This is a genomic window from Pseudomonas fluorescens (genome assembly GCF_902497875.1).
GTDB lineage: Bacteria > Pseudomonadota > Gammaproteobacteria > Pseudomonadales > Pseudomonadaceae > Aquipseudomonas > Aquipseudomonas fluorescens_BR.
Genome location: NZ_CABVHY010000025.1, coordinates 57,487 through 79,374, shown reverse-complemented (window position 1 = coordinate 79,374; position 21,888 = coordinate 57,487). Strand labels below are relative to the sequence as shown.

General features: G+C 58.4%; 25 protein-coding genes and 1 pseudogene. 15 read left to right on the top strand and 11 right to left on the bottom strand.

What is annotated here, in order from left to right:
- Window positions 1-41 precede the first annotated feature (41 nt).
- Window positions 42-938, top strand: a complete 897-nt coding sequence (locus F8N85_RS23500) for a LysR family transcriptional regulator (protein ID WP_150805901.1) — start codon at window positions 42-44, stop codon at window positions 936-938.
- Here F8N85_RS23500 and F8N85_RS23495 read toward each other — a convergent pair.
- Window positions 919-1,377 carry a flavodoxin gene (locus F8N85_RS23495; RefSeq protein WP_150805900.1) on the bottom strand — a complete coding sequence of 153 codons (459 nt, stop codon included), beginning with the start codon at window positions 1,375-1,377 and terminating at the stop codon, window positions 919-921. The genes F8N85_RS23500 and F8N85_RS23495 overlap by 20 nt on opposite strands.
- A 125-nt stretch (window positions 1,378-1,502) precedes the next feature.
- On the opposite strand from F8N85_RS23495, the gene F8N85_RS23490 reads away from it, so the two are divergent.
- On the top strand, window positions 1,503-1,976 hold the full coding sequence (locus F8N85_RS23490; protein ID WP_150805899.1) for a PAS domain-containing protein: 474 nt from the start codon (window positions 1,503-1,505) through the stop codon (window positions 1,974-1,976).
- 54 nt (window positions 1,977-2,030) lie between these two features.
- Entirely contained in the window at window positions 2,031-2,636 is a 606-nt protein-coding gene (locus F8N85_RS23485) for a hypothetical protein (RefSeq protein ID WP_150805898.1), read from the top strand.
- A 13-nt stretch (window positions 2,637-2,649) separates the two neighbouring features.
- On the opposite strand, the gene F8N85_RS23480 is transcribed toward F8N85_RS23485, so the two are convergent.
- Window positions 2,650-3,609: a MerR family transcriptional regulator gene (locus tag F8N85_RS23480; RefSeq protein ID WP_150805897.1), complete on the bottom strand. Its 960-nt coding sequence runs from the start codon at window positions 3,607-3,609 to the stop codon at window positions 2,650-2,652.
- A gap of 212 nt (window positions 3,610-3,821) precedes the next feature.
- Here F8N85_RS23480 and F8N85_RS23475 point away from each other — a divergent pair, with 212 nt between their 5' ends.
- The 6 genes from F8N85_RS23475 to F8N85_RS23450 all read left to right on the top strand — a co-directional run bounded on the left by F8N85_RS23475 (window position 3,822) and on the right by F8N85_RS23450 (window position 7,081).
- Entirely contained in the window at window positions 3,822-4,400 is a 579-nt protein-coding gene (locus F8N85_RS23475; protein WP_150805896.1) for an antibiotic biosynthesis monooxygenase, read from the top strand.
- 287 nt (window positions 4,401-4,687) lie between these two features.
- Window positions 4,688-5,398 carry a dihydromonapterin reductase gene (gene folM / locus F8N85_RS23470; RefSeq protein WP_150805895.1) on the top strand — a complete coding sequence of 237 codons (711 nt, stop codon included), beginning with the start codon at window positions 4,688-4,690 and terminating at the stop codon, window positions 5,396-5,398.
- 21 nt (window positions 5,399-5,419) lie between these two features.
- On the top strand, window positions 5,420-5,980 hold the full coding sequence (gene folE, locus F8N85_RS23465; protein ID WP_150805894.1) for a GTP cyclohydrolase I FolE: 561 nt from the start codon (window positions 5,420-5,422) through the stop codon (window positions 5,978-5,980).
- Between the two features lie 2 nt (window positions 5,981-5,982).
- A complete protein-coding gene (gene folX / locus F8N85_RS23460; protein WP_150805893.1) occupies window positions 5,983-6,354 on the top strand; it encodes a dihydroneopterin triphosphate 2'-epimerase in 372 nt (123 codons plus the stop codon).
- A 99-nt stretch (window positions 6,355-6,453) separates the two neighbouring features.
- Window positions 6,454-6,750: a DUF1244 domain-containing protein gene (locus tag F8N85_RS23455; RefSeq protein WP_150805892.1), complete on the top strand. Its 297-nt coding sequence runs from the start codon at window positions 6,454-6,456 to the stop codon at window positions 6,748-6,750.
- The gene (locus F8N85_RS23450; protein ID WP_150805891.1) at window positions 6,743-7,081 is read left to right on the top strand and encodes a HopJ type III effector protein; all 339 of its coding nucleotides are present in this window, start codon (window positions 6,743-6,745) and stop codon (window positions 7,079-7,081) included. The genes F8N85_RS23455 and F8N85_RS23450 overlap by 8 nt, the downstream gene beginning before the upstream one ends.
- A gap of 80 nt (window positions 7,082-7,161) precedes the next feature.
- Here F8N85_RS23450 and trxB read toward each other — a convergent pair whose 3' ends face one another.
- Window positions 7,162-8,124: a thioredoxin-disulfide reductase gene (trxB, locus tag F8N85_RS23445; RefSeq protein WP_150805890.1), complete on the bottom strand. Its 963-nt coding sequence runs from the start codon at window positions 8,122-8,124 to the stop codon at window positions 7,162-7,164.
- A gap of 305 nt (window positions 8,125-8,429) precedes the next feature.
- Between trxB and cysZ the strand changes: the two genes are divergently transcribed.
- Both cysZ and F8N85_RS23430 read left to right on the top strand, forming a co-directional pair.
- The gene (cysZ, locus tag F8N85_RS23435; protein WP_150805889.1) at window positions 8,430-9,185 is read left to right on the top strand and encodes a sulfate transporter CysZ; all 756 of its coding nucleotides are present in this window, start codon (window positions 8,430-8,432) and stop codon (window positions 9,183-9,185) included.
- A 40-nt stretch (window positions 9,186-9,225) separates the two neighbouring features.
- Window positions 9,226-10,461 (top strand): glycosyltransferase family 4 protein, encoded by a 1,236-nt coding sequence (locus tag F8N85_RS23430; RefSeq protein ID WP_150805888.1) that lies wholly within the window; start codon window positions 9,226-9,228, stop codon window positions 10,459-10,461.
- A 104-nt stretch (window positions 10,462-10,565) separates the two neighbouring features.
- On the opposite strand, the gene F8N85_RS23420 is transcribed toward F8N85_RS23430, so the two are convergent.
- From F8N85_RS23420 to F8N85_RS23410, 3 genes are all read right to left on the bottom strand, one after another.
- On the bottom strand, window positions 10,566-11,669 hold the full coding sequence (locus F8N85_RS23420; protein ID WP_150805886.1) for an NADH:flavin oxidoreductase: 1,104 nt from the start codon (window positions 11,667-11,669) through the stop codon (window positions 10,566-10,568).
- A gap of 216 nt (window positions 11,670-11,885) precedes the next feature.
- Window positions 11,886-12,368, bottom strand: a complete 483-nt coding sequence (locus tag F8N85_RS23415; protein ID WP_150805885.1) for a glutathione peroxidase — start codon at window positions 12,366-12,368, stop codon at window positions 11,886-11,888.
- A 132-nt stretch (window positions 12,369-12,500) separates the two neighbouring features.
- A complete protein-coding gene (locus F8N85_RS23410; RefSeq protein WP_150805884.1) occupies window positions 12,501-12,986 on the bottom strand; it encodes an FKBP-type peptidyl-prolyl cis-trans isomerase in 486 nt (161 codons plus the stop codon).
- On the opposite strand from F8N85_RS23410, the gene F8N85_RS23405 reads away from it, so the two are divergent.
- The 3 genes from F8N85_RS23405 (at window position 12,955) to F8N85_RS23395 (ending at window position 16,536) form a co-directional block, all read left to right on the top strand.
- Window positions 12,955-13,293: a DUF3565 domain-containing protein gene (locus tag F8N85_RS23405; RefSeq protein WP_150805883.1), complete on the top strand. Its 339-nt coding sequence runs from the start codon at window positions 12,955-12,957 to the stop codon at window positions 13,291-13,293. The two genes, F8N85_RS23410 and F8N85_RS23405, sit on opposite strands and share 32 nt — an antisense overlap.
- 237 nt (window positions 13,294-13,530) lie before the next feature.
- Entirely contained in the window at window positions 13,531-15,630 is a 2,100-nt protein-coding gene (gene pta / locus F8N85_RS23400) for a phosphate acetyltransferase (RefSeq protein ID WP_150805882.1), read from the top strand.
- The gene (locus F8N85_RS23395) at window positions 15,631-16,536 is read left to right on the top strand and encodes an acyltransferase (RefSeq protein ID WP_150805881.1); all 906 of its coding nucleotides are present in this window, start codon (window positions 15,631-15,633) and stop codon (window positions 16,534-16,536) included.
- Between the two features lie 186 nt (window positions 16,537-16,722).
- On the opposite strand, the gene F8N85_RS23390 is transcribed toward F8N85_RS23395, so the two are convergent.
- A complete protein-coding gene (locus F8N85_RS23390) occupies window positions 16,723-17,031 on the bottom strand; it encodes a hypothetical protein (RefSeq protein WP_191636242.1) in 309 nt (102 codons plus the stop codon).
- Window positions 17,012-17,566, bottom strand: a complete 555-nt coding sequence (locus F8N85_RS23385; protein WP_150805880.1) for a hypothetical protein — start codon at window positions 17,564-17,566, stop codon at window positions 17,012-17,014. The genes F8N85_RS23390 and F8N85_RS23385 overlap by 20 nt, the downstream gene beginning before the upstream one ends.
- Before the next feature lie 216 nt (window positions 17,567-17,782).
- Here F8N85_RS23385 and F8N85_RS35115 point away from each other — a divergent pair.
- Window positions 17,783-17,880, top strand: a pseudogene (locus F8N85_RS35115) (acyltransferase); the annotation flags it as partial.
- A gap of 174 nt (window positions 17,881-18,054) precedes the next feature.
- Here the strand turns inward: F8N85_RS35115 and cysN are convergent.
- The 3 genes from cysN to F8N85_RS23365 all read right to left on the bottom strand — a co-directional run bounded on the left by cysN (window position 18,055) and on the right by F8N85_RS23365 (window position 21,787).
- The gene (cysN, locus tag F8N85_RS23375) at window positions 18,055-19,953 is read right to left on the bottom strand and encodes a sulfate adenylyltransferase subunit CysN (protein WP_150805879.1); all 1,899 of its coding nucleotides are present in this window, start codon (window positions 19,951-19,953) and stop codon (window positions 18,055-18,057) included.
- 9 nt (window positions 19,954-19,962) lie between these two features.
- Complete coding sequence (gene cysD / locus F8N85_RS23370) at window positions 19,963-20,880, bottom strand: sulfate adenylyltransferase subunit CysD (protein WP_150805878.1); 918 nt, start codon at window positions 20,878-20,880, stop codon at window positions 19,963-19,965.
- A gap of 148 nt (window positions 20,881-21,028) precedes the next feature.
- Window positions 21,029-21,787: a Nif3-like dinuclear metal center hexameric protein gene (locus F8N85_RS23365; RefSeq protein ID WP_150805877.1), complete on the bottom strand. Its 759-nt coding sequence runs from the start codon at window positions 21,785-21,787 to the stop codon at window positions 21,029-21,031.
- Window positions 21,788-21,888: the final 101 nt, after the last annotated feature.

Here is a 21,888-nt window from a genome sequence, read left to right as displayed (position 1 = left end):
AATTGTTAGACTGGATGCCATTCCAGACTGGAATCACGGATATGGAATTCAAACAGCTGCGCAGCTTCATCGAAGTGATCCACCAAGGTGGTTTCACCCAAGCGGCGAAGACCTTGCATATCAGTCAGTCGGCCGTCAGCAAGCAGGTCGCACAACTGGAACACAGCCTCGGCACGCCCCTGCTGGAGCGATTGGGTTCGCAAATTCGCCTGACCGCCGCCGGCAAGGTGGTCCTGCAGCGCGCCCAGGGCATGCTGCGCCTGCGCAACGAGTTGCTCAGCGAGCTGGATGATCTGAGCCAATTGGCCCGAGGAGAGTTGCGACTGGGGCTGCCGCTGCTCGGCAGCGACGCACTGTTCGCCAGCCTGTTTGCCGAATACCGACGGCGTTACCCGAATATCACTGTGCAGTTGCTCGAAGGCGGCAGCCTGAACATCGAGCAGGCGGTACTGAGCGGGGAGTTGGAACTGGGCGGCAGCTTGCTGCCCAAGGAACCGCAGTTTGCTTTTCAGCCATTCTGTGACGAGCCGCTGGATGCTTTGCTACCGGCAGATCATCCGCTGGCTATCAAGACAGAGATTGGTCTCGAAGAGCTGGCAGACACCCCCTTTTTGCTCTACCAACGCAGCTTTGTACTCAACGACCGCTTGCTCCAGGCGTGCCAGCAATTGGGTTTTACCCCGAAGGAAGGCGGACGCAGCGGTCAGGCGGACTTTCTCGCGGCGTTGGTGGCCGCGGGCCAGGGCGTGGTGTTACTGCCCAGAGTCGTCGCACGCGGCCTGGTCAGACCAGGCGTCGTGCGGCTGACACTGAAGGCGCCCGAGTCTCTGCGCTGGGACATCGCCTTCATCTGGCGTCAGGGCGCCTATTTGTCAAAAGCCGCGCAAGCCTGGCTGGCGCTGCTGCGCGAGTACCCAGTCAGTCCCGTAGCGCCTTGATCAACTGCGCCAGCCAAGGCTCGGCATCGGTTTCCGGGGTGACGCTTTCGCTGGCGTCCAGTCGCAACATTTCCTGGACTTCGCGCAGGCCCAGGTCGGCGAAGAACAGTTCGCGCATCTGCTCGCCGCCACCGCAGAAGGTATCGCCATAGCTAGAATCGCCCAAACCGATCACCGCGCCCGGCAGCCCGCGCCAGACTGCGGGCAATTGATCGCGAATCATCGAATACAGCGGTTGCAGGTTGTCCGGCAATTCACCCATGCCGGTGGTCGAGGTCACCGCCAGAAAGGCCTCGGGACTGAAGGCCAGGACATCGGCCAGGCTCGCCCGCGGGTTGTGCCAGGCCTCGAAACCGGCATCATTCAAAATTTTTGCAGCATGCCGGGCGACTTCTTCGGCAGTGCCGTATACCGAGCCGGAAAGGATGGCGACTTTCATCAATCTGATCCTGAAACTGAGTAAAAGAACAGGATATTAACAGCACACGCAGGAAAACCCGCGGGTGGCCCGATAATGATGCCTTGGAGTGTTGCGCCCCAATCGACACAGGACGTTCTCTATCGATGATCAATGCTCAATTGATGCAAATGCTGATAAACGCCTCCAACGACGGCATTGTGATCGCCGAAAAGGAAGGTGAAGACAACATTCTGATTTATGTAAACCCGGCGTTCGAACGCCTGACGGGTTACAGCAGTGAAGAGATCCTGTATCAGGACTGCCGCTTTCTTCAATCAGGTGATCGCGATCAACCGGCACTCGAGGTGATTCGCCAGGCGCTGAGTTCAGGCACAGCTTGCAGGGAAATTTTGCGTAACTACCGAAAAGATGGCAGGCATTTCTGGAGCGAACTGTCACTATCGACAGTGTTCAATGACGGCGATAAACAGACCTATTTCGTTGGCGTGCAAAAAGACGTCACCCTGCAGGTCAAGGCTCAGCAGCGAGTAGACGAGCTGGAAGCGCAATTGGCCGAGGTCAAGGCCGAACTCGAAGCGCTAAAAGCGACGAACGGTTTAAACCAATCTGCGAATTAGGTGTCACTAACTACAATCACCAATGACTCTGTAACTCCTTCTTTCGAGCCAGCCATGCACCGTAACGCACTCCTGACCCAGGATGAGCTGGATTTTATCCAGACGATGCAGCACAACCCGCAGCTCAACGTGCGGGATGCGAACTCGAGCCTGCTGGTCAACGGTGGCTCACAGATTCGCGATCTGCTTACGCGCCTGGCCGCTCATGAGCAGGTCACCATCCAGGCGACCTTCGAAAACCAACAAATTACCTTTCCGCTGCACTTGGTGGAAGACGAGTTTCACGCGTTGCATTTGCGCCTCGGTGTACCCAGTATTTATGAAGACGGGCCAATGGTCCGGCCATGGCGTTTGATGCTGGAGGAACCGGTTGCTCTGGAAAATGCCAAGGGCCAACCGGGCACGTTGTGGGTCCATGAAATTTCGTTCAAAGGGGTGCTGCTGGAGATTCACAACCGAACCAAGCCGCCGAAGCACTTCGCCCTGTGGTTCAGCCCTTCGGGTTACGAACGTATCGCCCTGCGTGGCACCTTCGAACGCGAAACCGAGCACGGCTACTATGCCTATCGTCTGAACCAGGGCGACAAGGACGAGACCGAGCGTCTGCGCCAGTACATCCTCCAGCAGCATCGCTTGACCCATCCCGCACTGCACGCCTGACGGCTCCTCCTACTCAGGTATCCAGTGTCCCTGCGAGGAATCGTTGCAGGCGCTGCTGCATCAACAGACCATCGCTGCCAAGACACCCGATCGACGACCCCGCCAGACTCTCCTGCGCCAGATCCGCCACATCACCCGCCAGCATGACCGGGCAATTCAGGGTCATGGCCAGACGACTCAAACGTCTGGGTAACTCGGGAGCCGGCGCATGGCTGGAGAACAGCACCAGCCCCTGAGGTTTTATTTTTTCGCAGATCAAAGCCAACTCATCGTGCGGTTGCCCCACCGTGAGCACCCTGACACCGACCTCCGGGCTTCCCATAAGTAAGGCGGCCACCAGCAATTCAAGCTCGCGACACTGTCTGACCTTGGCTGTCAGCAGCACCCGCTGCGGTTGCGAGCCGCGCGGCAACAGTAAACGTTGCACAACCCGAGCACGTAAAAAGCTATCCAGGAACAGCCACTCGCTGGTCTGCCCAAAACTATCCTGTTGTTGTACTAGCTGTTTCCAGAGAGGCATCAGGATGTCCTGAAACACAACGGTCTGTGCGTAACTGGAAAAAATCCGTCCATACAGCCGTTCCAGTTGCAGCTCATCGAACGCGCTGACAGCCGTCTTGAGTCGCATCTGCCATTGCACATGTTCGCCTTGGGCACCTTCGCCGGGATTGTCATTGATCAGCGCCTGCGCTGCGCTGGTTCTGACCAGGATCTTGCCAACCTTACTGACCGCAACGCCACGTTCAATCCAGCTGAGGATGCTGCGCACTTTCTCGATATCGGTCATTGAGTACAACCGATGTCCACTTTCGGTGCGTAAAGGAACAATCAAACCGTAGCGTCGCTCCCAGGCGCGCAAGGTCACCGGGTTGACGCCAGTCAGCCGCGCCACTTCCCGGATCGGGAACAGCTGCTCCTGCTCAAGGTAGCGGGAGGTCAGTGAAGCAGGGGCAAGGTCACTAATGACGGTCATCTCAGTACTGAATATCATTCAATGAATTGGATCCCATTCTACGCCTCATCAGTACCTATCATTCAAGGGGTAGATAATCGACCAGGTTGACTGGTGTATTTGTCAAAATCAGGAATAATCCTTGCTTGTACTTAAACGCAGCCCACCACCCCGGTGCTGCGTGCCGTGCGCGCCCTATCCGGGAGCACACGCCTGCAATACGGAGATACATAATGTCTGCCTCACCTGTCACTTTGATGGTCGCGCGCCGCGTCGCCAATGGTCGTTACCAGGACTTGATCGCCTGGCTTGGCGAAGGCGAACAACTGGCCACCGACTTCCCCGGCTACCTCGGTTCTGGCGTGCTTGCACCACCGCCAGGTGATGATGAATTCCAGATCATCTTTCGCTTTGCCAATGAACAGACCTTGCATGCCTGGGAACACTCCGCCTCGCGCAGCGCCTGGCTGGTGCGGGGCAGCGACTTGTTCGCACATCCTTCGGAACATCGGGTCAGCGGTATCGATGGCTGGTTTGGCGCCGTCGGTCAACGTCCACCCCGCTGGAAACAGGCAGTGGCTATCTGGCTGGCATTCTTTCCGGTCTCGTTGCTGTTCAACTTTTTGCTGGGTCCGTTAATGGGTGAACTGGACCTGTTGAGCCGAGTGCTCCTCAGTACCCTGGCCCTCACGCCATTGATGGTGTATTTCTTTATCCCGCTGTCCACCCGCCTGCTGGCGGGCTGGTTGAACACTGCGCCTGCACGATCATCGCCCGGTGCAACTTGCGGACTTGCCCGCGAAGAACGATGACCGGTTCTGCCTGACACACCGCGGCGCACCTGTGGCGAGGGAGCAAGCTCGCGCTGGGGCGCGCAGCGGCCCTAAAACCTGCAAACCCGTTCCGTCAGACACACCGCATGTGCAGGCTTTACGACTGCTATGCCCGAGCGCGGACCGGCCGGCGGGAGCAAGCTCCCTCGCCACAGATTCTGTGCTCGGCATATCTACGCTTAACTGACTGTTCCCCCCAAAGGCTCCATGGCTGTACACCTATGGTCGCTGGTATAGTTTTCCCTTACCCGCGAGCCGAGCCATCAATGAATCTTTCTCCCGCCCCGATCCTGATTACCGGTGCCGGCCAGCGCGTCGGCCTGCATTGCGCATTGCGGCTGCTGGAGGAAGGTCATCCGGTGATTTTCACCTACCGCAGCGAGCGGCCTGGCGTGCAAGCCCTGCGCGAACGCGGCGCCGTTGCGCTGTTTGCCGACTTCTCCAGCGAAGCCGGTATCCTGGCGTTCATCACTGAACTGAAAACCCACACCGATCGCTTGCGGGCGATTGTGCATAACGCCTCAGCCTGGCTGGCCGAAACGCCCGACAGCGAAACCGCCGCATTCACCCGGATGTTCAGCGTGCATATGCTTGCGCCCTATCTGATCAACCTGCATTGTGCTGACTTGCTGCAACGCTCGACGCCGGCGGACATCGTGCATATCAGCGACGATGTGACCCGCAAGGGCAGCAGCAGGCACATCGCCTACTGCGCCAGCAAAGCCGGACTCGACAGCTTGACCCTGTCCTTCGCGGCGAAATATGCCCCGCAGATCAAGGTCAACGGCATTGCCCCGGCCCTGCTATTGTTCAACCCCGAGGACGACGCGGCGTACCGCGTCAAGGCACTGGCCAAGTCCGCGCTGGGCATCGAACCCGGCAGCGAGGTGGTTTACCAGAGCCTGCGCTATCTGCTGGACAATCCTTATGTCACAGGAACGACCCTGACAGTCAACGGCGGGCGGCATCTCAAATAAGCCGCCCCGCGAGGATGTTGTATGACGTTATCCCTACCCCAGAATTACCGCGAGATCCTGATCGGCCTGGGTGAGAATCCGGATCGCGAGGGTTTGCTCGACACCCCTGTCCGTGCAGCCAAGGCCATGCAGTACCTCTGTCATGGCTATGAGCAAAGCGTCGAGGAGATCGTCAATGGCGCGCTGTTCGACTCCGATAACGACGAGATGGTGATCGTCGACAACATCGAGCTCTACTCACTCTGCGAACATCACATGCTGCCCTTCATCGGCAAGGCCCATGTGGCTTATATTCCAACCGGCAAGGTGCTGGGGCTGTCGAAGATCGCGCGGATCGTCGACATGTTCGCCCGCCGCCTGCAGATCCAGGAAAATCTCACCCGGGAAATCGCCGAGGCGGTTCAGCGCGTGACCCAGGCCGCCGGTGTCGCGGTGGTGATCGAGGCCAAACACATGTGCATGATGATGCGCGGCGTCGAGAAGCAGAATTCGACCATGAACACCTCGGTGATGCTGGGCGCCTTTCGCGACTCGAGCAACACCCGCCAGGAGTTCCTGCAATTGATTGGACGGAGCAAGTAGCAATGCCACAACTTCAACCAGGAATGGCGCGTATCCGGGTCAAGGACCTGTGTTTGCGCACCTATATCGGGATCAACGAGGACGAAATCCTCAACAAGCAGGATGTATTGATTAACCTGACCATCCTGTATGCCGCGCAGGATGCCGTGCGCGACAACGACATCGACCACGCGCTGAATTACCGCACCATCACCAAGGCGATCATTGCCCACGTCGAGGGCAACCGCTTTGCCCTGCTCGAACGCCTGACCCAGGAAGTGCTCGATCTGGTGATGAGCAACGAATCGGTGCTGTACGCCGAAGTCGAAGTCGACAAACCCCATGCCCTGCGTTTTGCCGAGTCGGTGTCGATCACCCTCGCGGCGAGCCGCTAAGCTTCAAGCTTCAAGCTTCAAGCGGTAAGCTACAGGCCACCGTAATCCATATCTTGCAGCTTGAAGCTTGCCGCTTGAAGCTGTCTCGCAGAGACCTCTATGACCGAGCAACAACGCCTCGAACTCGAAGCCGCCGCCTTCCGCCGCCTGGTCGCGCACCTGGACAGCCGCAAGGATGTGCAAAACATCGACCTGATGAACCTCGCCGGTTTCTGCCGCAACTGCCTGTCCAAGTGGTACAAGGCCGAAGCCGACGATCGCCGGATCGACGTCAGCATGGACGATGCCCGCGAAGTGGTCTACGGCATGCCGTACGCCGAGTGGAAAGCCAAATACCAGCAAGAAGCCAGCGCCGAACAGCAAGCGGCGTTCGCCAAAGGAAAAACCCATGACTGATCTGAACACCCTGCGCGCCAGCCTGAAAAGCGGCGAACACGCCTTCGCCGAAACCCTGGCGTTTATCGCCGCCGGCTACGATTACCAGCCTCAGGCCTTCAACAACGGCGGCGTGGAAAACGCTGCCGGACAGAACGAAGGCTCGTGCAAAACCCTGGGTCTGGCGCTGCTGGAAGGTTTGAGCGACGAAGAAGCGTTGCTGGCGTTCGGCGAGCATTATCGCTCGGTGGTAGCCACACCAGAGGGCAGCGACCACAGCAATATCCGCGCATTGATCGCCCATGGGTTGGCAGGAGTGAAGTTCGAAGCACATCCGCTGCAGCGCCGTTGATCCCCCTTTAGGATTAACCGCGCCACTGAACTTGGCGCATAAAAAAACCGGCTTTCGCCGGTTTTTTCATTTCATCAGACTCAGTGCTTGGCGTTCTGCAGGTCGTCCAGATAACGCTCTGCATCCAGTGCAGCCATGCAGCCGGCACCGGCCGAGGTGATGGCCTGACGGTAAACGTGGTCGGCCACGTCACCGGCGGCAAAGATACCTTCGAGGCTGGTCGCGGTGGCATTGCCTTCACGGCCGCCCTGCACGACCAGGTAGCCGTCTTTCAATGTCAGCTGACCTTCGAACAGCGAGGTGTTCGGGGTGTGGCCGATCGCGATGAACACGCCGTCGACTTTTAGCTCGTCGAAGCTGCCGTCGTTGTTCTTCAGGCGCGCACCGGTCACGCCCATGTTGTCGCCCAGGACTTCGTCGAGGGTGGAATTCAGCTTGAGGACGATCTTGCCCTCCGCAACCCGCGCGTGCAGTTTGTCGATCAGGATCTTCTCGGCGCGGAAGGTTTCGCGACGATGGATCAGCGTGACCTTGCTGGCGATGTTGGCCAGGTACAGCGCCTCTTCCACGGCGGTGTTGCCGCCGCCGACTACGGCCACTTCACGATTGCGGTAGAAGAAACCATCGCAGGTGGCGCAGGCGGAAACGCCTTTGCCCATGAAGGCTTCTTCCGAAGGCAGGCCCAAATAACGAGCGCTGGCGCCGGTGGCGATGATCAGTGCGTCGCAGGTGTAAGTAGCGCTGTCACCGGTCAGGGTGTAAGGCTTGGCCGCGAAGTCGACAGCATTGATGTGGTCGAACACGATTTCGGTTTCAAAGCGCTCGGCGTGCTCTTTCATGCGGTCCATCAGCGCTGGGCCGGTCAGGCCATGGACGTCGCCCGGCCAGTTGTCGACTTCAGTGGTGGTGGTCAGCTGGCCGCCGGCCTGCATGCCGGTGATCAGCAGGGGCTTGAGGTTGGCACGTGCGGCATAGACCGCAGCGCTGTAACCGGCAGGGCCGGAACCGAGAATAATCACTCGCGAATGACGTACATCAGACATGACTCACTCCTATTGACCGGCCCGGGACATCTGGCGCGGAACGCCGGAAACCGGCTGGAATAAAAAAAGGACCGTGAAAGCGTTTGGGGAAGCTCGACAGTCCTGAAAAATATGGGTGCAGCGTATCGAGGGGGCGAAGATTAAGGAAATACGCAATAACAATCCAGCTCATAGGCGGACTCTATCTCCAGGCGGCTGATCAAAGGACGCCTTTGTTACAGTTAATGTCGACACGTTTGCCGCGCTATCGCCTGCAAGGCAAAGTCGGTAAGGTCGGCGCGTTTATCCATTGCAAGGACTCTGTTATGCCTGCCCCCGTTCTGTCCGGCCCGCAATACCTGCGCGAAGGCCTGAAACTGGTCTTGAGCCCCGGCCTGCGTTTGTTCGTCCTGTTACCGCTGGCGATCAACCTGGTGCTGTTCGTCGGATTGATCTATCTGGCCAGCCATCAGTTCAGCCTGTGGGTCGATACCCTGATGCCTTCGCTGCCGGATTGGCTGAGTTTTCTCAGCTACCTGATCTGGCCGCTGTTCGTGGTATTGGTGGTGCTGATGGTGTTCTTTACCTTCACCATGCTGGCCAACGTCATCGCCGCGCCGTTCAACGGTTTTCTCGCGGAGAAAGTCGAAGTGGTAGTGCGTGGCACCGATGACTTCCCGGCCTTCAGCTGGGGTGAGTTGGTTGCCATGGTCCCCCGCACCCTGGCGCGGGAAATGCGCAAGCTCGGCTACTTTCTGCCGAGGGCCATTGCGCTGTTCATCCTCTCGTTCATCCCCGTGGTCAATCTGATCGCCGCGCCGCTGTGGTTGCTGTTCGGGGTGTGGATGATGGCGATCCAGTACATCGACTACCCGGCGGACAACCACAAACTCGGCTGGAACGAGATGCTCGCCTGGCTACGGGAGAAACGCTGGCAGAGCCTGAGCTTCGGCGGGAGCGTCTATCTGGTGCTGCTGATTCCGGTGGTCAACATCCTGATGATGCCGGCAGCGGTGGCCGGGGCGACCTTGTTCTGGGTGCGGGAACGTGGCGCTGAGAACCTGGTGGTCAACCAGCGCTGACCTCGTCACAAATCCATCATCGTCCTGACACAATGACGACATGGCCTCAGCCGACACTGAGGTCATGACGACAGCTCTGCGTATCTCTCTGATCACCGAAACCTTCCCTCCGGAAATCAACGGCGTGGCCAATACCCTTGGGCGCTTTTGCGATGGCTTGCGCGCGCGCGGGCATCAGGTCGAACTGATCCGGCCACGTCAGAATGACGACCTGGGCCGGCCGAGTGACGAGCAACTGCTGCTCTGTCGCGGCTGGCCGTTGCCCGGCTATCCCGGCCTGCAATGGGGGATTTGTTCGATGCACAAATTGCTGCGGCGCTGGAAGCGCCAGCGGCCTGATGTGCTGTACATCGCCACCGAAGGACCGTTGGGCCTGGCGGCACTGCGGGCTGCTCGTCGCCTGGGCATCTCGGTGGTCAGCGGCTTCCACACCAACTTTCAGCAGTACACCAGCCAGTACGGCCTGAGCCTGCTGACCCGGCTGCTGACGCACTATCTGCGCTGGTTTCACAACCGTTCGCAATTGACCCTGGTGCCCAGCGCCAGCCAGCGCATGGAGTTGGAGCGCAGGAGCTTCGAACGCCTGGCACTGCTCTCCCGTGGCGTCGACAGCCAGCTGTTTCACCCGGCCAAACGTCTGGATGTGCTGCGGGAAACCTGGGGCCTGGAGGGTGACGATATTGCCGTCATCCACGTAGGACGCCTCGCGCCGGAGAAAAACCTCGGGTTGCTCAAGCGCAGTTTCGAAGCCTTGCAGTCTGCTTACCCACAGCGGCGGATGAAATTGGTGGTGGTCGGTGACGGTCCGCAGCGCGCAGCGCTGGAGCAGGAATTGCCGGAAGGGATTTTTTGCGGAACGCAACGCGGGGAAGCATTGGCCAGTCACTATGCGTCTGGGGATCTGTTTCTGTTTCCAAGCCTGACCGAAACCTTCGGCAACGTGGTACTTGAGGCGCTGGCTTCTGGCCTGGGAGTGGTGGCATACGATCAGGCGGCGGCGGGCCAACACATTCGCCATGGATACAGCGGCGTACTGGCCATGCCCGGCGACGAGGATGCGTTCTGCGATGTGGCGTGCTGGTTGCTGGAGGAGCGCGAAACCATGCGGCGAGTACGCCTCAATGCCCGCCAGCACGCCAGCCGACAAGGCTGGGCGGCGGTGATTGAGCAGTTGGAAAGCCAGTTGCGTGGGGCTTGTCAGGAAGAGCCGGTGGTCCGTGGCGAGGGAGCTTGTCGGAACGCCGCATCGCCCCGCTCGGCGGCGAAGCAGTCGTAAAAGCGCCAGACGCGTTTCTTCCGAAAATCGCGATTGCTGCTTTTGGGACGGCTTCGCCGTCCAGCGGGGGCAAGCCCCCTCGCCACAGGTTGCCCTGACGCTGCTTAAACCAGGGTCATCAGTGCCTCACGGCTGAACGGCAGGATGTCCTGTTCCCGGCCTTCGCGCACTTTCAGCGCCCAGTCCGGGTCGACCAGCAGCGCGCGGCCGACGGCGACCAGGTCGAATTCATCGTTGTTCAGACGTTCGAGCAATTTGCCCAGGCTCGCCGGCTGCGCGACCTTGTCGGTGTTGACCATGAACTGCAGGAACTCGCCATCCAGGCCAACGTTGCCCACGGTGATGGTCGGTTTGCCGGTCAGCGTGCGGGTCCAGCCGGCCAGGTTCAGCTCGGAACCGTCGAATTCCGGCTCCCAGAAACGTCGCGTCGAACAGTGGAAGATATCCACACCGGCATCGGACAGCGGCTGGAGGAACTCACCCAAGGCTTCCGGGGTTTGTACCAGGCGAGCTGTGTAATCCTGCTGCTTCCATTGGGAGAAGCGGAAAATGATCGGAAAGCCCGGGCCGACTGCGGCGCGTACGGCCTGAATCAGCTCGATGGCGAAACGTGAACGATTGGCCAGGCTGCCGCCGTATTCATCGGTGCGCTGGTTGCTGCCTTCCCAGAAGAACTGATCCACCAGATAGCCGTGGGCGCCGTGAATCTCCACGCCGTCCATGCCGATGCTCTGCGCATCTTTGGCGGCCTGGGCAAACGCGTCGATGACGTCCTTGATGTCTTGTTGAGTCATGCCATGCACGACAACCTGACCGTCCTTGAGTTTTTCCGAAGGACCATAGCCCGGCACGCTGGCATCCGGCTCGGTGCCGATACGCCGAACGCTACCCACGTGCCACAGTTGCGGAACGATCTTGCCGCCTTCGGCGTGCACCGCATCGACGACTTTCTTCCAGCCAGCCAATGCCGTTTCACCGTAGAAATGCGGAACGTTCGGGTAGCCGTTGGAAGCCTTGTGACCGACGGTAGTGCCTTCGGTGATGATCAGGCCCACACCGGCGGCGGCCCGTCGACGGTAGTACTCGACGACTTTCGAATTCGGCACGCCACCTGGGGAGAAAGACCGGGTCATTGGCGCCATGACGACGCGGCTCGGCAGTTCGAGGTTGCCAAGGTTGAACGGTTTGAACAGGGCTTTGACAGGCATGGGGCGCTCCACGAAAACGGTATCGACGGGACGGAAGTTTTATGACGGCGATAATATGCGCAGCGCTTAGCCTTGAATACCACTATTGATTTTGGTGATTAAGAATCAAAAGAAAGGAGAAGCAAAAAGATCGCAGCCTGCGGCAGTTCCTACGGATATACACAATCCAATGTAGGCGCTGCCGCAGGCTGCGATCTTTTGATTTTGATCCGGGTTTCAGCTCAGCGCTTTTTCGATCGCCTGAACAACCGCCGGATCATCGGGAGTGGTCCGTGGCGAGAAACGCGCCAGCACACGTCCGTCCTTGCCCAGCAGGAATTTCTCGAAGTTCCAGGTAATGTCACCCGGGAACTCCGCACCCTCGCCCGCCAGCAGGCGATACAAGGAGTGACGATCTTGCCCGTTGACCTCGAGCTTGCTGCTCAAGGGAAACGTCACGTCGTAGTTGAGGCTGCAAAACTCCTGAATCTCTGCTTCGGAGCCTGGTTCCTGTCCGGCGAATTGATTGCACGGCAAGCCCAGCACACTGAAACCTTGATCCTTGTAGCGTTGATAAAGCGCTTCAAGCTCTTTGTATTGTGGCGTCAAACCACACTTGGAGGCGACGTTGACCACCAGCACGACTTTCCCTTTCAACGGCGCGAGAGGTAGGTCCTGGCCATCCAGAGCTTTCAATGTTAGGTCGTGAAAAGCACTCATGACGAACTCCAAATTTCCCGTGTTCTTCTTGAAACAGCCACTCGACAGTGCAAGCGCTTTGCAGTCAGGAACAGCCGCGACTAAAAAGGCGCCCTCGGGCGCCTCTCCAGAATTCTGAGCTTAGCGCAGAAATCAGTGGTGGTGACCACCTTCGCCATGGACGTGACCATGGGCGATTTCTTCCTGGCTGGCATCGCGGATATCAACGATTTTGACCTGGAAGTTCAAATGCTGGCCAGCCAACGGGTGGTTGCCGTCGACGGTAACCTCGTCGCCGTCCAGATCGCGGATGGTGACGATCTGCATTTGGCCGTCCGGAGCGGATGCGTGGAACTGCATGCCCACTTCCAGTTCGTCGACGCCTTCGAACATGCTGCGGCTCAGGGTGCTGACCAGTTCGGCAGAGTATTCGCCGTAGGCATCTTCAGGTTCTACGGCAACCGTCAGTTCGTCACCGACCTTTTTGCCTTCCAGAGCCTTCTCCAGGCCCGGAATGATATTACCTGCGCCTTGCAGGTAGACCAGCGGCGCGCCGCCGGCGGAGCTGTCGATGACCTCACCAGCGTCGTTGGTCAGGGTATAGTCGATGGAGACAGCCTTATTGGCGGCGATCAGCATGGGGCGAGACCTTTTGCAAAAGAATGAAGAATGGTCAAGTTTAGCGAAGCAAACGCCCGAAAGCGAACAGAACCCGGACAAACGGGTCGCTTCGAAAGGCTCGACGATCACCGGCTTTCATCAAGATGAAGACCGGCACTGGGTTGTCGAGCTTTCCTGCGGCCACACGCAGCACCTGCGCCACCAGCCACCGTGGCAATCCCGGGCCTGGGTGACGGATCCTGTGCAACGCCAGGAAAAAATAGGCCAACCCTTTGACTGCGGTTGGTGTGCTCAAGGCCCGGTTAGCGATAACCTTAGCGATTGATATCCGGTAGATGGCTCAGGGTCTGTTGACGTTTGGTGACGAACCGCGTTGCTGTGCCAGCTTGTGCGAGGCAAGGCGCGGGATGCCGCCAATGGTTGTTCCCTTGGCAAATCCCGCAACGCAGCCTCGCGCAAGTTGGCGCGCAACCCGAAGGGACGGGGCACCCGTCGCGGTCGTCACCAAGCGTCAACAGACCCTGGATAGGCCTCACCCTTGCGCACATTCCGAGAATCTCGCATGCAGACTTTTTTTATCGCGCCCACCGATTTTGGTGTGGGTCTGACCTCCATCAGCCTCGGGCTGGTGCGTACCCTTGAGCGGGCCGGGCTGAAAGTCGGCTTTTTCAAACCCATTGCCCAGCCGCACCCGGGCGATCTGGGACCTGAACGTTCGACTGAACTGATGGCCCGTACCCATGGCCTGAAACCGCCAAAACCACTGGTCCTGGCCCATGTCGAACGGATGCTCGGCGACGGCCAGCTCGATGAGTTGCTGGAAGAAATCATTACCCTGTACCAGGAAGCGGCCATCGGCAAAGACGTGCTGATTGTCGAAGGCATGGTCCCGACCCGCAGCGCCAGCTATGCCGCGCGGGTCAACCTGCACCTGGCGAAAAGCCTCGATGCCGAGGTAATCCTGGTTTCCGCGCCGGAAAACGAAGTGCTCACCGAGCTGTCCGGACGGGTCGAGTTGCAAGCCCAGTTGTTCGGTGGCCCGAAAGACCCGAAAGTCCTCGGGGTGATCCTGAACAAGGTCCGCACCGATGAAAGCATGGAGGCCTTCGCCGCGCGCCTGAAAGAACACTCGCCATTGCTGCGCAGCGGCGACTTCCGTTTGCTCGGCTGCATCCCCTTCCAGCCGGAACTGAACGCGCCGCGCACTCGCGACGTGGCCGACCTGATGGGCGCGCAGATTCTGAACGCGGGGGATTATGAAACCCGGCGCATGAGCAAAATCATCATCTGCGCCCGGACCATGCGCAACACGGTCGAGCTGCTCAAGCCCGGCGTACTGGTGGTGACCCCGGGGGATCGCGACGACATCATCCTCGCCGTCAGCCTCGCAGCCATCAACGGCGTACCGCTGGCCGGCCTGTTACTGACCAGCGACACCCTGCCCGACCCGCGCATTATGGATCTGTGTCGTGGTGCCTTGCAGGGCGGCCTGCCGGTGTTGTCGGTGAGCAGCGGTTCCTACGACACCGCCAACCAGTTGAACGGGCTGAACAAGGAAATCCCGATCGATGACCGTGAACGCGCGGAAATCATCACCGATTTCGTCGCTGGCCATCTGGATGCGAAATGGCTGCATCAACGCTGCGGCACGCCACGGGAAATGCGCCTGACTCCGGCGGTGTTCCGCTACCAACTGATCCAGCGCGCCCAGGCCGCCAACAAGCGCATCGTCCTGCCGGAAGGCAGTGATCCGCTGACGGTTCAGGCCGCCGCCATCTGTCAGGCCCGCGGGATTGCCCGCTGTGTGCTCCTGGCCAGGCCCGACGATGTGCAAGCAGTGGCCCGCGCCCAAGGCATCGAGCTGCCGGAAGGTCTGGAAATTCTCGACCCCGACCTGATTCGTCAGCGTTATGTCGAGCCGATGGTCGCCCTGCGCAAAACCAAAAGCCTCAACGCGCCGATGGCCGAGCAGCAACTGGAAGACACCGTGGTGATCGGCACCATGATGCTGGCGCTGGATGAAGTGGATGGCCTGGTGTCGGGGGTCATTCACTCCACCGCCAACACCATCCGCCCGGCCCTGCAGCTGATCAAGACGGCCCCGGGCTGCACCCTGGTCTCGTCGGTGTTTTTCATGCTGTTCCCCGAGCAGGTGCTGGTCTATGGCGACTGCGTGATGAACCCGCATCCAAGCGCCACTGAACTGGCCGAGATCGCCTTGCAAAGCGCCGACTCGGCGGCGGCGTTCGGCATCACCCCACGGGTGGCGATGATCAGTTATTCCAGCGGCGAATCGGCCAGCGGCGAAGAAGTCGAGAAGGTCCGCGAAGCCACCCTGCTGGCCCATGAAGCACAAAATTCACTGCTGATCGACGGCCCGTTGCAGTACGACGCAGCGGCCAACGAATCGGTCGCCCGGCAACTGGCACCGAACAGTCAGGTCGCCGGCCGAGCCACGGTGTTCGTGTTCCCCGACCTGAACACCGGCAACACCACCCACAAGGCCGTGCAGCGCAGCGCCGATTGCGTGAGCCTCGGGCCGATGCTGCAAGGCCTGCGCAAGCCGGTGAACGACCTGCCGCGTGGTGCGCAAGTCGATGACATTGTGTACACCATCGCCCTGACCGCGATTCAAGCCGCCAACCGACCTATGGATGTTTAAATGCTGGATTCTCTACCTGCACCCGTGCGCGGCGTGATCGCCTCGCTGCTGTTGGCGCTGAACACGATCCTTTGTTGTACGCCGCTGTTCGTGGTGGCGATCTTCAAACTGTTGTTGCCCTTCCCGGCCGCCCAACGCTTCACCGACTGGCTGATGAGCCACATCCATGAAGCCTGGATCAGCAACAACAAGGCCTGGATGGACTTACTCGGGCACACACGCTGGAAGCTCAGCGGGCTCGAAGGTCTGGACTATCAGCACTCGTACCTGATCACCAGCAATCACCAGAGCTGGGTCGACATCATGGTGCTGCAGTACGTGTTGAACCGGCGCATTCGCCCGTTGAAGTTCTTCCTCAAGCAGGAGCTGATCTGGGTCCCGGTGATCGGCCTGGCGTGGTGGGCGCTGGGCTTTCCGTTCATGAAGCGTTACTCCAAGGCTTATCTGGCGAAGCACCCAGAGAAAAAAGGCAAAGACCTGGAAACCACCCGCAAGACGTGCGACAAGTTCCGCAATAATCCGGTGGGGATATTCAACTTCGTCGAAGGCACGCGTTTTACCGAAGGCAAACACGCGCAGCAGAGTTCTCCGTTCCGCTACCTGCTTAAAGCCAAGGCCGGTGGTATCGCGTTTGTGCTGGATGCCATGGGTGAGCAGCTTGAATCCATCGTCAACGTGACCATTCACTACCCGGCCGGGCGCCCCGGTTACTGGGACCTGCTCTGCGGGAATGTGAAGGATGTGGTGGTGCATTTTCAGGAGCTTAAAATTCCGCCGCAGTTCATCGGCAAGAATTACGACCAGGATGGGGAGTATCGATTGCAGTTTCAGGGGTGGATCAACCAGCTTTGGGAAGACAAGGATGCGTTGCTTGCGCAGATGCATCGGGAGTATCCAGCGAAGTAGTTAGGTGAATGTTCCGGCCTCTTCGCGAGCAAGCTCGCTCCCACAGTTGATCTTCGGTGAACATTGACCTTGTGGGAGCGAGCCGGCTCCGGGCGGCGTTCCGACGATGGTGATTTCAGGGACACAATAAAACCCGCCGATGATCACTCACCGACGTGTTTTTTATGGGTGGCCAACGCTACCCTGTTACCCAGTAGTGCGGCTTAACCGGGCGCCAATCGGAGAACACATGAGAGCCAGGCAATTTATAAACCCGATCAGGAAACGCCATGAGTCGTTGCTGTTCAGTTCTTCGACACAAGACTGCCGATCAGGGCGACCTTTACCAGCAATAAAAACATGCCAACAGGGTCTAACGAAGGGGAGCTCCTCATAATTTGGCCAGTTGTATCTCCAGACCGCGCCTTTAAGCTGAACGTTTATGCTTTCCTCTTCACTTTGAGTTAAGAACTCGTCGATTACAAATATTTCATTATCAATCTGCTCGATCTTCACGCGCTATCCTTTTCGCTAAAAATCCATTCCAAACACCATGCTTTAAAAGCACAAATAGCAAATACAGAGACAGAAAGCCCCATGTAACAATTACAAAATAATTTGCAGAATTACTGTATTGCGCCCACTGCAGAATATCTTGACGACTTATCAACAACCGTAGGTCATTATCATACACCCCCCAAACAAACCGCTTACTCCGATCCGGTTCTACAGCGACCCATAGCTTTCGCGACTTGCTAAAACCCAAGTGCTGAACCTCACGAGTAGAAGCTTCGATAACATGATCATACGCTTCATCACCTGGTCCAACCCTGAGATATAAATTCGACGTAGTTTTTGAAACTCTCGAAATATCCCTATATATAAAAGCGCTTTCCAAAACTAATTTTTTTGGAACCGAAGGAATTTCTACCACCTCTTCAAAGTGGCACAAGGAAACAACAGAAAAATACATCAGAATAATGATTAAAAAAATAATTTCAAAAACACTCGGCACATACCCCTTGGGAATATCGAATATTTTATATCGCACACCACAACTCTCCGAACGCCGAAACAAGCAGCTCTAATGCACGCGCACATGCCTTATATACAACCGAGAATCTAATTCACCTACCCTGCTAACAACACTATTCTCATTTACAAATCAATGAAACTTATCCATTTCCGATATTCCTGTAGTCCAAATCCGATAGCATTAATGATGCTGGCAATTCATATGCATGCCAGAATTTTCGGGACCGGTGTGGATGGGGGGTATTGCTTGCAGTTTCAGGGGTGGATCAGTTGTGGGAAGATAAGGATGCGCTGCTAACGCAGATGCATCGGGAGTATCCAGGCACCTAAGATCAAAAGATCGCAGCCTTCGGCAGCTCCTACAGGAGAGGTGCGCACCCGATCAATCGCGGTTGTACACGGACCATGTAGGAGCTGCCGCAGGCTGCGATCTTGACGATTAAAAGGACACAAAAAACCCGCCGATGATCACTCATCGGCGGGTTTTTTATTAGCGGCTAACGCTTAGATCGCGCCACGCTTGCGCAGCAGATCCAGCACTTGCTTGACGCTTTCTTCCAGTGACAGCGACTGGGTGTCGACCACGAGGTCAGCGTCCAGCGGCACGTCGTACGGGAAGGAGTCGCCCGGGATGTTATCCCCGGCCGCCGCGTACAGGCCTTGCGGATCGCGCTCGGCACAGACCGTCGGCGAGGCCTGGACGTAGACCGTCAGCAGACGCTCCTTACCGATCAAATCCTTGGCCTGCTCACGCCCTTCGGCACTTGGCGCAACGAACGCCGCCAGAGTCACCAGTCCGGCTTCGTTGAACTGACGCGCAACGTGCGCGGCACGACGCCAGTTCTCGGTACGCCCAGCGCGGTCCTGTGGCAGACCTTTATTCAGGTCGTGACGCAGGTTCTGGCCATCGAGCACAAACACCGAACGTCCCATGTCGAACAACTTGCGTTCAACCGCATAGGCCAGGGTGCTTTTACCCGCGCCCGACAAGCCGCTGAACAACACGGTGGCCGGTTGCTGGCCGAAGCGCTGGGCGCGTTCTTCAACCGCTACATGCGCCAGCTTGCCATGGTGCGTGACGCTGTCGTGAGCCACAGGCTGGGCGATGATCATGCCCGCTGCGACCGTGCCATTGGTCAAACGGTCGATGACGATGAACGAACCGGTGGTGCGGTTGCTGGCGTAACCGTCCAGCGCGATGGCCGCATCGAGGCTGATCTTGACCCGACCGATCTCGTTCAGCTGCAACGAACTGGCAGGGCCTTCGGCCAGGGTGTTCACATCGACGCGATTGACAATGCTGGTAATCGAACCCGGCACGTAGGTGGTAGCGCGCTTGATGTCGTATTTCTTGCCCGGCAGCATCGGCTCTTCAGCCATCCACACCAACATGGCGTCGAAGGCGTCGGTGACTTGCGGCACGTTATCGGCATGCACCAGCAAGTCGCCACGGGAGATATCAATTTCGTCTTCCATGGTCAGCGTCACCGCCTGGCCAGGACCGGCGTGTTCCAGCTCCCCGTCAAAGGTGACGATGGATCTGACCCGGCTGCTCTTGCCCGACGGCAGCACCACGATTTCATCGCCTTTGTGCACGATGCCGCTGGCCAGGGTACCGGCGAAGCCACGGAAGTTCAGGTTCGGACGGTTGACGTACTGCACCGGGAAACGCAGGTCGGTGTAGTTGCGGTCGTTGGCGATCTCGACGGTTTCGAGAATCTCCATCAACGACTGACCGGTGTACCAGGGCGAACTTTCGCTCTTGTTCACCACGTTGTCGCCCTTGAGCGCCGACATCGGGACAAACGCCATGGTGCTCGGCTTGAACGCGATGCCTTCGGCGAACTTCAGGTAATCGGCCTTGATCGACTCGAAGACTGTTTCATCGAAGCCGTTGAGGTCCATCTTGTTGATGGCGACGACGATGTGCTTGATGCCCAGCAGCGAGGCAATAAAGCTGTGACGACGGGTCTGGGTCTGCACGCCATAGCGGGCATCCACCAGAATGATCGCCAGGTCGCAGGTCGATGCGCCGGTGGCCATGTTGCGGGTGTACTGCTCATGGCCAGGGGTATCGGCAATGATGAATTTGCGCTTGGCGGTCGAGAAATAACGGTAGGCGACATCGATGGTGATGCCCTGCTCGCGCTCGGCCTGCAGGCCGTCAACCAGCAACGCCAGGTCGATATCATCGCCCGTGGTGCCGACTTTTTTCGAGTCGCGGGTAATGGCTTCCAGGTGATCTTCGTAGATCATCTTGGAATCATGCAGCAGTCGCCCGATCAGCGTGCTCTTGCCGTCGTCGACGTTGCCACAGGTAAGAAAGCGCAGCATTTCCTTGCGTTCGTGCTGGCCCAGATAGGCGAGGATGTCCTCGCTGATCAAATCAGATGCGTGCGACATGACAACCCCTTAGAAATAACCCTGACGTTTCTTTTCTTCCATGGAGCCGGCGCCATCGTGATCGATGACTCGGCCCTGGCGTTCGGAAGTTCGCGTCAGGAGCATTTCCTGAATGATGTCGGTCAGGCTGGTGGCCTCGGACTCGACCGCGCCGGTCAACGGGTAGTCGCCCAGTGTGCGGAAGCGGACTTTCTTCTTGACGATACGCGCCTTGTCTTCGTCGCTCAGGTGATTGAGCAGGCGCTCGTCGTCGATCATGATCCAGGTGCCATTCATCTCGATGACGTCGCGCTCGGCGGCGAAATACAGCGGCACGATCGGGATGCCTTCGAGGTAGATGTACTGCCAGATGTCCAGTTCGGTCCAGTTCGACAAAGGGAACACACGAATGGATTCACCTTTGTTGACGTTGCCGTTGTAGACATTCCACAGCTCGGGACGCTGGTTTTTCGGGTCCCAGCGGTGCTTGGTGTCGCGGAAGGAATACACGCGCTCTTTGGCACGGGACTTCTCTTCGTCACGACGGGCACCACCAAAGGCAGCGTCGAAGCCGTACTTGTCGAGGGCCTGCTTGAGGCCTTCGGTTTTCATGATGTCGGTGTGTTTGGCGCTGCCGTGGGTCAGCGGGTTGATACCCTGCGCGACGCCATCGGGGTTGACGTGCACCAGCAGTTTTAGGCCCAGCTCTTCGACCATGCGGTCGCGGAAGCTGTACATTTCCTTGAATTTCCACTGGGTGTCGACGTGCATCACCGGGAATGGCAGTTTGCCCGGGAAGAACGCCTTGCGTGCAAGGTGCAGCATTACGGCGGAGTCTTTACCGACGGAATACAGCATCACCGGGTTATCGAACTCGGCGGCGACCTCGCGGATGATGTGGATGCTTTCGGCCTCCAGCTGTTTCAGATGCGTCAGTTTGTCGACCATAGCTACTCACGAAAACGATCTTATGGACGGCCAGCGGGCCGTGTTCGAGCGAGGCATGCTAGCACAGCGTCCGCTTCTATTGAGGAGGCCAACTAGATCGAAAGAGTATATGAATATACCCGGGTGTTTGGGGCTCCCACCCTGAAAATCAAATCGGATTCGGGCAATCGATGAAGATGTGTTCGAGAGCAAAGCGTCGCGCCAGATAATCTCCCAGCGCCTGCACGCCGTAGCGTTCGGTGGCGTGGTGACCGGCGGCGATAAAACTGATGTCGTTTTCCCGGGCGCTGTGGAAGGTTTGTTCCGAGGCTTCGCCGCTCAAGTACAGGTCGACACCGGCCAGCACCGCTTGATCGATATACCCCTGGCCACCACCGGTGCACCAGCCGACACGCCGGATCATCTCGCTGCCTTCGATCAGCAGCGGTTCGCGCCCCATCACTTCCTGTACGCGCCGGGCAAAATCGCGCGCGGTCATGGGTTCGGACAACGAGCCGACCAGGCCGACGACCTTGAGGTTATCCGGGTCCAGCGGACCTTCGACAGTAATATCCAACTGCCGAGCAAGCTGTACGTTGTTGCCGACCTCGGGATGCAAGTCCAGTGGCAGGTGGTATGCCAGCAAACTGATGTCGTGCTTGAGCAGGGTTTTCAGCCGGCGCTGCTTCATGCCGGTGATGCACGGATTCTCACCTTTCCAGAAATAACCATGATGCACCAGCACCAGATCAGCCTTGGCCTCCACTGCCGCGTCGAGCAACGCCTGGCTGGCGGTGACGCCGCTGACGATGCGCATGACCTGTGGCCGGCCTTCGACCTGCAAGCCGTTGGGGCAGTAATCGGCAATCCGCGAACTGCTGAGGTAACGGTCTGCTTCTTCTACCAGGGTGTTCAGGGCAACGGCCATAAAAGACTCCTAAATATCCCGTTCAGAGGTGCTCGCACGCCTCTATAATGCGCGACATTATGGGCGGTCTCACACCCCCTGCAACCTCTCAGGACTTGCTT

Excerpts from the sequence above, each read along its gene's own strand:
- F8N85_RS23500 (WP_150805901.1), top strand. The coding sequence starts at position 42 with ATGGAATTCAAACAGCTGCGCAGCTTCATCGAAGTGATCCACCAAGGT.
- F8N85_RS23495 (WP_150805900.1), bottom strand. The coding sequence starts at position 1,377 with ATGAAAGTCGCCATCCTTTCCGGCTCGGTATACGGCACTGCCGAAGAA.
- F8N85_RS23490 (WP_150805899.1), top strand. The coding sequence starts at position 1,503 with ATGATCAATGCTCAATTGATGCAAATGCTGATAAACGCCTCCAACGAC.
- F8N85_RS23485 (WP_150805898.1), top strand. The coding sequence starts at position 2,031 with ATGCACCGTAACGCACTCCTGACCCAGGATGAGCTGGATTTTATCCAG.
- F8N85_RS23480 (WP_150805897.1), bottom strand. The coding sequence starts at position 3,609 with ATGACCGTCATTAGTGACCTTGCCCCTGCTTCACTGACCTCCCGCTAC.
- F8N85_RS23475 (WP_150805896.1), top strand. The coding sequence starts at position 3,822 with ATGTCTGCCTCACCTGTCACTTTGATGGTCGCGCGCCGCGTCGCCAAT.
- folM (WP_150805895.1), top strand. The coding sequence starts at position 4,688 with ATGAATCTTTCTCCCGCCCCGATCCTGATTACCGGTGCCGGCCAGCGC.
- folE (WP_150805894.1), top strand. The coding sequence starts at position 5,420 with ATGACGTTATCCCTACCCCAGAATTACCGCGAGATCCTGATCGGCCTG.
- folX (WP_150805893.1), top strand. The coding sequence starts at position 5,983 with ATGCCACAACTTCAACCAGGAATGGCGCGTATCCGGGTCAAGGACCTG.
- F8N85_RS23455 (WP_150805892.1), top strand. The coding sequence starts at position 6,454 with ATGACCGAGCAACAACGCCTCGAACTCGAAGCCGCCGCCTTCCGCCGC.
- F8N85_RS23450 (WP_150805891.1), top strand. The coding sequence starts at position 6,743 with ATGACTGATCTGAACACCCTGCGCGCCAGCCTGAAAAGCGGCGAACAC.
- trxB (WP_150805890.1), bottom strand. The coding sequence starts at position 8,124 with ATGTCTGATGTACGTCATTCGCGAGTGATTATTCTCGGTTCCGGCCCT.
- cysZ (WP_150805889.1), top strand. The coding sequence starts at position 8,430 with ATGCCTGCCCCCGTTCTGTCCGGCCCGCAATACCTGCGCGAAGGCCTG.
- F8N85_RS23430 (WP_150805888.1), top strand. The coding sequence starts at position 9,226 with ATGGCCTCAGCCGACACTGAGGTCATGACGACAGCTCTGCGTATCTCT.
- F8N85_RS23420 (WP_150805886.1), bottom strand. The coding sequence starts at position 11,669 with ATGCCTGTCAAAGCCCTGTTCAAACCGTTCAACCTTGGCAACCTCGAA.
- F8N85_RS23415 (WP_150805885.1), bottom strand. The coding sequence starts at position 12,368 with ATGAGTGCTTTTCACGACCTAACATTGAAAGCTCTGGATGGCCAGGAC.
- F8N85_RS23405 (WP_150805883.1), top strand. The coding sequence starts at position 12,955 with ATGGAGACAGCCTTATTGGCGGCGATCAGCATGGGGCGAGACCTTTTG.
- F8N85_RS23410 (WP_150805884.1), bottom strand. The coding sequence starts at position 12,986 with ATGCTGATCGCCGCCAATAAGGCTGTCTCCATCGACTATACCCTGACC.
- pta (WP_150805882.1), top strand. The coding sequence starts at position 13,531 with ATGCAGACTTTTTTTATCGCGCCCACCGATTTTGGTGTGGGTCTGACC.
- F8N85_RS23395 (WP_150805881.1), top strand. The coding sequence starts at position 15,631 with ATGCTGGATTCTCTACCTGCACCCGTGCGCGGCGTGATCGCCTCGCTG.
- cysN (WP_150805879.1), bottom strand. The coding sequence starts at position 19,953 with ATGTCGCACGCATCTGATTTGATCAGCGAGGACATCCTCGCCTATCTG.
- cysD (WP_150805878.1), bottom strand. The coding sequence starts at position 20,880 with ATGGTCGACAAACTGACGCATCTGAAACAGCTGGAGGCCGAAAGCATC.
- F8N85_RS23365 (WP_150805877.1), bottom strand. The coding sequence starts at position 21,787 with ATGGCCGTTGCCCTGAACACCCTGGTAGAAGAAGCAGACCGTTACCTC.